Source organism: Allobosea sp. ASV33 (assembly GCF_016428755.1).
In the GTDB taxonomy this organism is placed as follows: domain Bacteria; phylum Pseudomonadota; class Alphaproteobacteria; order Rhizobiales; family Beijerinckiaceae; genus Allobosea.
On record NZ_JAELTI010000149.1, the window covers coordinates 1 to 8,668 of the forward strand.

The window sequence follows — 8,668 nt, forward strand, 5'->3', positions numbered from 1 at the left end:
GATGGCGTCGCGGTCCTCACGCTGAGCCGACCGGAGCGTCGCAATGCGTTGAACCTCGACATAAAGGCGCGCATCGCCGACGCCGTCCTGACGCTCGAGGCCGACAGCAATGTGCGCGTCATCGTCCTGACCGGCGCGGGCGGCTATTTCATTGCCGGCACGGATATCGCCGAGATGGAATCGATGAGTCCCGCCCGGCATCAGGCACTCGCGACCGACCGAATGTTCACGGTGCTGAGGCGCTGCCCGAAGATCCTGATCGCGGCCGTGGAGGGCTATGCGCTCGGCGGCGGCTGCGAGACGGCCCTGTGCTGCGACATGATCGTCGCCGGCGAGGGCGCGCGCTTCGGCCAGCCGGAAATCCGCGTCGGCGTCATGCCTGGCGCCGGCGGCACGCAGCACCTCCTGCGCACCATCGGCAAGTACCGCACCATGCTGCTCGCCTTGACCGGAGAGCCTCTGACCGCGAGCGAGGCCTTCCAGGCGGGACTACTCTCGGCAATCGTGCCCGATGGCAGCGCGCTCGACAGCGCCCTCGCCATCGCCAAAACGGTGGCCGCGATGCCGCCGCTCGCCGTGCAGGCGATCAAGGAGGTGGTGCAACTCGGGCAGGACGTGCCCCTGGAAACGGCGCTCGCACTGGAGCGCAAGGCGTTCGTCCAGCTCTTCGACACGCAGGACCAGAAAGAGGGAATGCGTGCCTTTCTGGAGAAGCGTCCGCCGCAATTCGAGGGGCGGTGATGTCTAGCGCAGCTTCACGTCGAACTTCACGACATCGCCGCGATAGATGCCCTTGGCATCGAGCACCAGCATCCCGTCCTGGTCCAGCGCCTGCCGGTGAACGAAGGCGACGGGTGAATCCAGGGAAATCGCCAGCGCCTCGCTGGTCTCGATATCCGCGGTGCCGATCGTCAGCGTCTGGCGCGCATCGATGATCTCGACGCCCTCGACCTCCGAGATCAGGCGCAGGGCCGTCTTGGATTCCAGGTCGCGCGGGGTGATGCGGTCGCGCAGCCGCTCATCGATATGGAGATCGGCCAGGAGGAAGGGCTGTCCATGCCGCCAGTGACGGCGCCGGACATGGCGATAGAGCGGGGCGAGCGTGCCGATCTGCTCCTCGAAAGCGTGGAGGGCCACATCGGGCTCGTCATGGAGGATCTCGATCGTCGCGTCGTAGTTCGGGCGCAGCAGGCCCGACCAGTCGGTGCCGACCGCGCACCACAGGTTCTCCGCCGGCCGCCGGCGCACGAAGGTTCCGCGCGCGCGGAAGCGTTCGATCAATTGCTCGTCTTCGAGCAGGTCGAGCGCCTGGCGGATCGTCGCCCGCGCCACCCCGCATTCCAGCGCGAGATCGTCGACGGTCGGGATCTGCGCGCCGACTTGCCATTGCCCGGCCTCGATCCGGCGGCGGAACAGCGTCGCGAGCTGATGATAGCGGGAAATGCCGGTTCGTTTGAAATCCAGCGGCTTCGACGAAACGCTGCGGACGATCATGCGGCTCCCAATGCGATGTGCGACAAGCGGCAGGCTACCGCAACGGCCGGCGATTGACGAGCAGAGGCCGCGATATTAATTCAATGAACTAGCTTATTGTCCTTTTATATGGCCATGGCGGCGCGCTCCGCAAAGCCCTGGACCACCGATTGTCGCCAAGCTGCTCGGACGCATCATCATGCAGGACATCGTCGAGATCACCGGGCGGAACCTGGACCCGGCAGGGGTCGTCCGGGTCTCCCGGTTCGGGGCCAAGGTTGCTCTCGCGCGCGAGGCGATCGACCGCATGGGCCGCGCCCGGGAGGTCGTCGACGAGGTCGTCCGCAAGGGCGAGAAGATCTACGGCGTCACCAGCAGCGTCGGCGCGAAGACCGGCACGATGCTGGCTCCCGATCGCATCCCCGAATTCAACCGCCGCCTGCTTTTGACCCACAATATGGGGCACGGCCCGCTCGCCTCGCATGAGACGGTGCGGGCGATGATGGTCGTGCTGCTCAACAGCATGGCGACCGGCTATCTCGGCGTCAGGCCGGTCATGGCGGAGATGCTGGTCGAGGCCCTGAACACGGATCGCCGGATCGCAGTCCATCTCTGGGGTTCGATGGGCCAGAGCGACATGTCGCCCATCGCGGACCTCGCGCTGGAACTCTACAAAGATCATGAATTCGCGGCCGGCGAGGCGCTTGCCCTCCTGAACTCCAGCGCGCTGTCGATCGGCACCGCCGCTCTGGCGTTCCACGATCTCGCGCGCATGCTCGATTTTGCGACGCTCGCCGGCGCCTTCAGCATGGAAGGCTTCGCGGCCAATCCGTCGATCGTCTCGGAAGCGGCGCTGAATTCGCGCCCCTTCGACGGCGTGCTTCGCCATGGCCGCGCGATCCGGAGCTATCTCGTCGGAAGCTACCTGATGCAGCCCGGCGGGCCGCGCCATCTCCAGGACCCGCTGAGCTTCCGCTCGCTGCCGCTGATCCACGGCAACGCCGCCGACAGCCTCGCTTTCGCCGGCAAACAGCTCGCCATCGAATTGAGCGCGAGCCAGAACAACCCGATCGTGGCGATCGAGCAGCGCCAACTGGTCTCCGTCGCCAATTTCGACATGGTCGCGCTCGCGATGGCGCTCGATACGGCCCGGCTCGCCATGGTGCCGGTCGTCACCAGCTCGACGGAGCGGCTGGCCAAGCAGGCCGATTCATTCTGGTCGGGCCTGAGCGTCGGCCTGATCGAGGAGGACGGCGTCGGCCTGCCGGGCTTCAACGGGCTCGCGCAGTTCCACAAGTCGATCACCTCGGAGGCGCGGCTTCTCGGCGCCCCGGTCGTCGGCGAACTCGCGACCTCCAGTCATTCCAACGGCAATCTCGACCGTGCCAGCATGGCCGGCCTCGCTGCGCGCCGCGCGGCGGAGCTCGCCGCATTGTGCCGTTCGATCTTCGGGATGGAACTGATGGTGGCGGCGCAGGCCGTCGAGATGCGCAAGGCCAAGCCGCTCGGCGCCGTCACCGGGCAACTCTTCGCCTTCGTGCGGCAGCTCGTTCCCTATGCCGGTGCTGGACAGCGCGTGCCTCACGCCGGAGCCTTCATCGACCATCTCGCCGCCCACGAAGCCGAGATCGATCGCCTGATCGAAGCCGGCACGGGCGCCCGCCCGTAGACCGCACCGGTACTATCGATCCCACCGGATCAGCGCGCGTCCGCTGGTGAGATCGGTCACCAGCCGGGTCACGCCGTCGATCTCGCTCTTCGGCGCAGAAATTGTCAGGATCGCGCCTTTATCTGTGAAGGCCTGCTCCCGCATCTGCACGCCCGCCAGCGCGGCAAGCCGCGCCTGGACACGCATGAGATCGCTGAAAGGGCAGGTGATAGAAGCAGTCGCCGTCTCGACGAGCTCGACCTTGCCGGCCTCGCGCAGGCACAGGGCAGCCGTGCCGCCATAGGCGCGGATCAAGCCGCCGCTGCCGAGCAGGATGCCGCCGAACCAGCGGGTGACCACGACGGCAATGCCGTCGAGTCCCTGCCCGTCGATCGCTGCGAGGATCGGCTTGCCGGCAGTGCCGCTGGGCTCCCCGTCATCGTTGAAGCGATAGCTCTGCCCGAACCGCCAGGCCCAGCAATTGTGGTTGGCTTCCGGATCGGACTGCGCGGCGATGAAATCCTTGGCCGCAGCCTCGTCGGCGACGGGAGCGGCGGCCGCGACGAAGCGGCTCTTCTTGATGTCCTGTCGGGCGATAGCGGGTTCGACGAGGGTGAAGCGCGCGGCCATGGCGTGGCCTTAGCATGGCAGCTTCCCGGCAAACCAGAGCCGCGCCTTACAGCCCGTAGACCTCCGCGAGCGACAGCGGTTCGGTCGCCAACGCGAACCGCGGCGAGTTCTGTGACAGGTTGGGATTATAGAATGGATCGTGCCCGACGATCTCGGCCCATTGGCGGTTGAACTTGGCGAGATCGCCGGGTTCGGGCTCCGGCCGGCTGACGGATTCATGGTGCTCCAGGCAGGCATAGGGCGTGAACACGAAATGTCCGCCGGTATGCGCATTGAGCCGCATGCAGAAATCGACGTCGTTGTAGTTGATTCGATAGGCGGTGTCGTAGCCGCCGACCGCCAGGAAATCCGCGCGCCTTATCATCGTGCAGGCGCCCGTCACTGCGCTGTAGTCGCGCGGGACGACCGCGGCGCAGACCTGCCCGATCTCCGAGCCGGGGTGCAGGTAATAGGGATGCGAGGGCCCCTGGCCGAGCAGCAGGACGCCGGCATGCTGGATGCGACCGTCCGGGAAGAACAGCTTCGCGCCGGCGCCGGAGATGCCGTCCTGCTGGCACCACATCAGCATCTCCTCGATCCAGCCGCGCGAGATGACCCGGATGTCGTCGTTGAGCAGGATGACGAATTCGCCTGTCGCCGCTTCGGCCAGGCGGTTCATCTTGTCGGAGAGGTTGAAGCTCTCGCTGTCATAGCGGATCAGCCGCGCGCCGAGGCCGCGCAGCGCCTGCTCCAGCTCCGCCGGCAGGTCGCCGTTTTCGGAGACCACGATCTCGATGTTGCGATAGGTCGTCCGCTCGCGGATCGAGCGCATGAGGTCGAGCACATACCAGCCCGAATCGGCGGCATTGCGATAGCCGGCGGTGGGGATGGCGATCGAGACCAGCGGCTCGCCCACGATCGCGAAGCGCACGCGATGGGTGCCGGGCAGCGGCCCCGCGCCGACGCTGCCGCGGTACCGGCCGTGCTCGACGAAATCCTGCACTGCCCGTCGGGCCGCGAGCTCGGCCTGCGGCTTGGCCTCGCCGCCCGAAGCGGTCGACTGCGGCAGCGTGCGCCAATGGTAGAGGATATCGGGGATATGGACGATCTGCCTCGTCGCCGCGGCGAAGCGGAGCGCCAGGTCGTAATCCTGCGCGAAATCGAATTCCGGGCGGAAGCCGCCAAGGCGCCGTGCCAGGCTCGTCCGGTAGACGCCGAGATGACAGGTGTACATGCAGGAGAGGAAATAGGCCGGCGACCAGTCCGGCTTGAAGAAGGGCGCGGAGCGTCGGCCGGCCTCGTCGATCTTGTCCTCGTCCGAATAGAGCCAGTCAGCCTGCGGATCGCGGTCGATCGCCTCCGCGAAGGCGTGAAGGGCGTGCGGCGCCAGCATGTCGTCATGGTCGAGCAGAGCGGTGTAGTCGCCGCTCGCCTGGGCGAGCGCGGCATTGCTCGCTCGCGCGATGCCGCCATTGACCGGCAGGAAGGTCGGCCTGACGCGCGGATCGCGGGCGGCGAAGTCCCTGAGGATGCGGTGCGTCGCCGGATCGGTCGAGCCGTCGTCGACGGCGAGCAGTTCCCAGTTCGGATAGGTCTGCGCCAGCACGGACTCGATCGCCTGTGCAAGAAAGGCCGGCGGCGAGTTGAAGGTGGGCATGATCACCGAGAAGCGTGGCCTGGTCTGGAACGCCTCGGCCTTTGCGACGAAACGCTGGCGCATATCTTCCGACACGGTGCGCTTGCGTATCCAGTTGGCATAGGCGGCAGCCTCTCTTCCACCGCTGGCTGCGATCCGCTGGCGCAGGCCCTGCCATTCGCCGCGCAGCAATAGGCCGCCCGCCCGCATGAGCTTTTGCCCCAGCACGCCCCGCCGATGCAGGTCGCGCAGTTGGCGCAGTAGCGCGAATCCCTGGGGGGGCTCGACGGCGAGCGATGTCAGCGCCAGCTCATGCAGCGCGAAGCGGCAGGAGGTCTCGCTGGGGTCGATACGGAAGGCGCGGGCCGGCGCGGGCAGGTCGATGATCGCTACAATCTCGATCCTGTCGCCGCCGACCGGGATTGCGATGCTGTCCTCGGCGCGAAAACCCTCGCCGATATCGTAGTAGAGGCGCCAGCGATCCTGCCGCTCCAGACCGGCATCGGGCAGGGTCGCGGTGAAGCGGATGGAGAGCAGGCCGGCGGGCATCGGCTGCGGCACGTAAAAATAGCAGTCGAAGCCGTCGCTGCGCCAATGGCCGGCGGTCGCGTCGGGCCGGAGATGTCCCGCCGGATGGAAGGGCAGCGGGCTCTCGCGCTTCAGCAGGGCACGCAGTGAGGGGAAGCGACCGCGCGTGATCGGCGCCTCGATATCCTGGCGGCCTGCCATGGTCTCGATATCCGTCATGTCTCGAACTGTGCTCGGGGAGGGGAGGTCAGGCGCCGTGGTCGGGCCAGGCGGCGTCGCGCGCATTCAGGCGCGGCGTCGGATCCGGCCAATCGATGCCGAAGGCGGGGTCGTTCCAGCGCAGGCCGCGGGCGAGATCGGCGCGATAGGCCGCGCCCATCATGTAGAAGACCTCGCTATCGGGCTTCAGCGTCTGGAAGCCATGGGCGCAACCCTCGGGCACGAACAGCGCCCGTCCGCGCGTCGCGTCCAGCACGACGCCGATCCATTCGCCTTGGGTCGGGGAATCCGCGCGCAGGTCGACAGCGACATCGAAGATCGCGCCGCGCGAGCAGCGCACGAGCTTCGCGTCCGGGACAGGTGCCGCCTGATAGTGCAGGCCGCGCAGCGTGCCCTGCTGCGGGTTGAAGGACAGGTTGCACTGGACCGGCGCGAAGTGGATGCCGTGCCTGATAAAGACATCGGCGCAGTAGCTGCGCGCGAAATGCCCGCGCTCGTCCGCGAGGGGTGCAAGGTCGACGATGAACACGCCGGCGATGCGGGTTTCGGTGAGGATCACGCGAGCACCTCGACCTCGGGGATCGGTACGACGAAGCGCCCGCCCCAGTCCCGCAGCGCCGCCATCTGCTGCATGACCTCGCCCTTGAGGTTCCAGGGCAGGATCAGCAGGTAGTCCGGCTTTTCCGCCAGGATGGCATCCGGCGCCTTCACCGGGATGCGCGTACCCGGCAGGAGTCGGCCCTGCTTGTGCGGACTGCGATCGACCGTGAAGGCGACGAGCTCAGGTCCGACGCCGCAATAGTTGAGCAGCGTATTGCCCTTGGCCGGCGCGCCATAGGCGGCGACACGCTTCCCCGCCCGTCTCGCGTCGATCAGGAAGTCCAGCAGGGCGCATTTCGTCCGGGCGATCCGCTCGGCGAAGCCGGCATAGGAATCGATCCGGTCGAGGCTGAAAGCCTCCTCCTCCCGCCGCAACGACAGCACGGCTTCGGAGGGGACGCGCCCTGCGGCGCCGGCATGGCCGGCATAGACGCGCAGCGAGCCGCCATGCGTCGGCAAGCGCTCGACATCGAAGACGGCAAGGCCATGGGCCGCCAGCACCCGCTCGATCGCGAGGAAGGAAAAATACGAGAAATGCTCGTGATAGATCGTGTCGAACTGGTTCTCGATCAGCATCCGCAGCAGATGCGGGAATTCCAGCGTCAGCACGCCCTCCGGCTTCAGCAGAATCTCGAAGCCGGCGACGAAATCGTTGAGATCGGGCACATGGGCGATGACGTTGTTGGCGGCGATCAGATCGGCCTGGTGCCCGTGGGCGACGAGATCGCGGGCCGTCTTGCGGCCGAAGAAGCGCACCTGCGTCGGGATGCCCCGGCGCTGCGCCACCGCCGCGACATTGGCTGCCGGCTCGACGCCGAGGACCGGAATGCCGGCCTTCTGGAAGAATTGCAGCAGGTAGCCGTCATTGCTGGCGATCTCGACGACATTGCTGGCTTCATCGAGGCCGAAGCGCACGATCGCGGCTTCGGCATAGCGCTCGCTATGGTCGAGCCAGCTCTGCGAGAAGCCGGAGAAATAGGCGTAGTCGCTGAAGATTGCGCCGGGCGTCTCGACGTCGCGCGCCTGCACCAGCTTGCAGGCATCGCAGACATAGACCTGCAACGGGAAGAAGGTCTCGGGCTCACCCGCATCGGCCGGGGTGACGAAGGCATTGGCGAGCGGTGTCATGCCAAGATCGGCGAAGACGGTGCTGAGCGGCGCACTGCAGAAGCGGCATTTGCAAGAATTCATGAGCGAAAGGCTCCGCTTTCATAGGATTCGATATCGACGGCGATGAGTTTTGCGGCGGGCGTTCCCCGGCCGTGGCGCCGGTACCACTGCGCCGTCATGGCGATGGCCGCCTCGAAATCGAGCCGCGGGCGCCAGCCGAGGCGCTGGCGCGCCTTGCTGGAATCGAGCGCGAGGCGGTTCGCCTCATGCGGGCCGGAGGCAGCCTCGTCTTGCGCGGAGACGGCGTCGCCCCAGGCCCGCGCCAAGGTTTCCAGAACCGCGGATACGGAGCGCTCGGCGCCACTGTCGGGTCCGAAATTCCAGGCTTCCGCGAAGGAGGAGCCATCCGTGTGAAGCCTTTCGGCTAGCAGCAGGTAGCCGCAGAGGGCGTCGAGAACATGCTGCCAGGGCCGGGTCGCCCTCGGATTGCGCACGGCAAGTGTCTCGCCGCCGGAACAGGCCCGCACGGCGTCCGGCACGAGCCGGTCCTGCGCCCAGTCGCCGCCGCCGATGACATTGCCGGCACGCGCCGTCGCGATCGCGATCGGCCGGTCGGACTCTGCTGCGAAGGAGCTCCGCCAGGAGGCGGCGAGGATCTCGGTGCAGGCCTTGCTGGCGCTGTAGGGATCGTGCCCGCCCAGCGGATCGATCTCGCGATAGGGCCAGGGCCATTCGCGGTTCTCATAGCATTTGTCGGTGGTCGCGATCACGACGCTGCGCACGCTCGGCTGGGCGCGGATCGCCTCCAGCAGGTTGAGCGTGCCCATGACATTGGTCTCGAAGGT

At 67.0% G+C, this 8,668-nt stretch carries 8 protein-coding genes; 2 read left to right on the forward strand and 6 right to left on the reverse strand.

Translation table 11 applies throughout. From position 1 onward, the window contains the following. Positions 1-741 (forward strand): enoyl-CoA hydratase-related protein (locus JHD80_RS25800; protein ID WP_199093247.1); only part of this gene is annotated, 741 nt, incomplete at its 5' end. Between the two features lie 3 nt (positions 742-744). On the opposite strand, the gene JHD80_RS25805 is transcribed toward JHD80_RS25800, so the two are convergent. After that, entirely contained in the window at positions 745-1,494 is a 750-nt protein-coding gene (locus tag JHD80_RS25805; protein ID WP_199093249.1) for a GntR family transcriptional regulator, read from the reverse strand. A gap of 178 nt (positions 1,495-1,672) precedes the next feature. On the opposite strand from JHD80_RS25805, the gene JHD80_RS25810 reads away from it, so the two are divergent. Beyond that, positions 1,673-3,142 carry an aromatic amino acid ammonia-lyase gene (locus JHD80_RS25810; protein ID WP_199093251.1) on the forward strand — a complete coding sequence of 490 codons (1,470 nt, stop codon included), beginning with the start codon at positions 1,673-1,675 and terminating at the stop codon, positions 3,140-3,142. Positions 3,143-3,154: 12 nt separating this feature from the next. Here JHD80_RS25810 and JHD80_RS25815 read toward each other — a convergent pair whose 3' ends face one another. From JHD80_RS25815 to rfbG, 5 genes are all read right to left on the reverse strand, one after another. Beyond that, positions 3,155-3,751 (reverse strand): IMPACT family protein, encoded by a 597-nt coding sequence (locus tag JHD80_RS25815; RefSeq protein WP_199093253.1) that lies wholly within the window; start codon positions 3,749-3,751, stop codon positions 3,155-3,157. A 46-nt stretch (positions 3,752-3,797) separates the two neighbouring features. Beyond that, complete coding sequence (locus JHD80_RS25820) at positions 3,798-6,095, reverse strand: glycosyltransferase family 2 protein (protein ID WP_199093255.1); 2,298 nt, start codon at positions 6,093-6,095, stop codon at positions 3,798-3,800. Positions 6,096-6,141: 46 nt separating this feature from the next. Continuing rightward, positions 6,142-6,672, reverse strand: a complete 531-nt coding sequence (gene rfbC / locus JHD80_RS25825) for a dTDP-4-dehydrorhamnose 3,5-epimerase (RefSeq protein WP_199093257.1) — start codon at positions 6,670-6,672, stop codon at positions 6,142-6,144. Then, positions 6,669-7,904: a class I SAM-dependent methyltransferase gene (locus tag JHD80_RS25830; RefSeq protein WP_199093259.1), complete on the reverse strand. Its 1,236-nt coding sequence runs from the start codon at positions 7,902-7,904 to the stop codon at positions 6,669-6,671. Before JHD80_RS25830 ends, rfbC begins: the two co-directional genes overlap by 4 nt. Next, positions 7,901-8,668: CDP-glucose 4,6-dehydratase (gene rfbG, locus JHD80_RS25835; RefSeq protein ID WP_199093261.1), on the reverse strand; the 768-nt coding region annotated here is incomplete at its 5' end. The genes JHD80_RS25830 and rfbG, both read right to left, overlap by 4 nt.